The sequence below is a fragment of the Crystallibacter degradans genome (genome assembly GCF_012952295.1).
Classification (GTDB): domain Bacteria; phylum Actinomycetota; class Actinomycetes; order Actinomycetales; family Micrococcaceae; genus Crystallibacter; species Crystallibacter degradans.
Genome location: NZ_JABBCH010000055.1, coordinates 1 through 2,060, shown reverse-complemented (window position 1 = coordinate 2,060; position 2,060 = coordinate 1). Strand labels below are relative to the sequence as shown.

Here is a 2,060-nt window from a genome sequence, read left to right as displayed (position 1 = left end):
GTAACTATTCAGGTCCTCGGCGTGGTTGGTTGATTTTCCCGGCAGGGTCGGGATGCTTGGGGTGTTCGTGACTTTTGATCCCCCGAGGCAGGTTGACGTGCCTGATGTGCCGCCGGTGTCCCCGGTTCCCGATGCTCCCAGCGTGGAGCAGTTGCTGGTGGTGCTCGCTGAACGGGACCAGCTGATCGCGGAGCTGACTGAGCGGGTGAAGGAGCTTGAGGCCCGGCTTTCGAAGAACTCGCAGAACTCCTCCAAGCCGCCGAGTTCGGATGCGTTCGTGAAGCCACCGCCCCGGTCGCTGCGCCGCGCGTCGGGACGCAAACCGGGCAAGCAGTCTGGAGGTCAGGGGTTTCGTTTGGAGCCGCGGCCCGAACCGGATGAGGTCATCGTCCATGTCCCGGAGGCGTGCGGGTCCTGTGGCGGTGACCTTGGCCAGGCGTCGGTGGTCGGTGAGCAGACCCGACAGGTGTTCGACCTGCCCCCGATTCGATTGGCCGCGGTCGAGCATCGTGCCCAGCGGCGGGCCTGTTCCTGTGGGACGGTGACCACCGCATCGTTCCCGTCCGAGGCCACTGCCCCGGCCTGTTACGGGCCCGGCGTGGCCGCACTGGGCGCCTACCTGTTGGGTCGTCAGCATCTGCCGGTCGAACGTGCAGCGGAGGCGATGGCGGACTGTTTCGGCGCCCCCGTCTCCACCGGCTGGCTGGCCTCGCTCCTGCCTTCCGCAGCCGATAAGCTGGAGGCTTTCCTGGTCGCCGGCCGGGCGCAGTTGGCCGCCGCCGAGGTGGCGCATTTCGATGAGACCGGTGGGCGGGTCGGGGCGAAACTACGGTGGATCCACGTCGCATGTACTGACTCGCTGACGATGTATCACCTCGCTTCCGGCCGGGGGAAGGACTCGATGGATATCGGCGGGGTGCTGCCGGACTTCACCGGGATCGCGGTCCACGACGGGCTCGCCTCCTACCGCAAATACGATGTGACCCACGCGCTATGCGCCGCCCACCATCTTCGGGAGCTGGCCGGGATCGCAGAGGCCACCGGCCAGGACTGGCCCACCGGGTTGGCCGACCTCCTGGTCGAGCTCCACGTCGCGGTCCAGGCAGCCAAGGTCCAAGGCAAGAGCGCGTTGCCGGCCCGGAAGTTGACGGCCTACCGCCGCCGCTACGACACCCTGGTCGGTCAAGGGCAACAGCAAAACCCGCCGCCGCCACGCACCGGCAAACGCGGCCGACCCGCACTGGGCCCGGCCGGTGCGCTGCTGCGCAGGCTTGAGGTCTACGCGGACGACGTGCTGCGGTTCGCCACCGACTTCCGGGTGCCCTTCGACAACAACCAGGCCGAACGCGATGTGCGCATGGTCAAGCTGCAGCAGAAGATCTCCGGCGGCTGGCGCTCCCGCAGCGGTGCCGATGCTTTCCTGGCGGTGCGCTCCTACCTCTCAACCGCACGCAAACAGAACCAGGGCGCCCTGGACGTCCTGCGCGTCCTGTTCAACGGCAATGCCTGGGTCCCCGCCGGGGCGGGCGCGTAGCGCGTCGCCTTGCCCGGCATCCCAAACATCGGGCACCCTGAGATGGTGAGTAAACGCAAGCGCAAGCCCTCCCGGCCACGACCCGCTGCCGGCGCCCGTCCCAGCCCGTTGACCCTGGTCCCCGGCCCCTCCGGCCCCGGCCCTGATGAGCATGCCAACACCGACTCCGATCCTGACCCCGCCGGTTCACCTGGTGCTAACGCCTACGAGATCCGGATGCTGATTGGTCTGATCGCCACCGGCGGCCTCGATGAGCACCTGCCCGCGATCCAGGCCGCCATCGGCGAACGGCACCGCCACCGCCAGCGCGCCAAGTCCAACCAGGCAGCCGCACAGATCGAGATCGGCGACCGCGTCAGGCTGGGCCACGACATCCGCCCGCTCTATCTACACGGCGCCACCGGCACCGTTACCGGCTGGGCCGGTCAAAGCGCCGTCATCCAACTCGACGAACCCACCGGCCGCTTCACCACCGGCCAAATCCGCTGCCCACCACTCGGACTCCAACCACTACCTGAATAGTTAC

The 2,060-nt window shown here is 68.0% G+C and carries 2 protein-coding genes; both read left to right on the top strand.

The window, feature by feature from the left end; all coding sequences use genetic code 11:
• The first annotated feature begins 67 nt into the window (after positions 1–67).
• Positions 68–1,534: an IS66 family transposase gene (gene tnpC / locus HGO92_RS23070; RefSeq protein WP_169999069.1), complete on the top strand. Its 1,467-nt coding sequence runs from the start codon at positions 68–70 to the stop codon at positions 1,532–1,534.
• Positions 1,535–1,579: 45 nt separating this feature from the next.
• A complete protein-coding gene (locus HGO92_RS23065) occupies positions 1,580–2,056 on the top strand; it encodes a hypothetical protein (RefSeq protein ID WP_169999066.1) in 477 nt (158 codons plus the stop codon).
• Positions 2,057–2,060 lie beyond the last annotated feature (4 nt).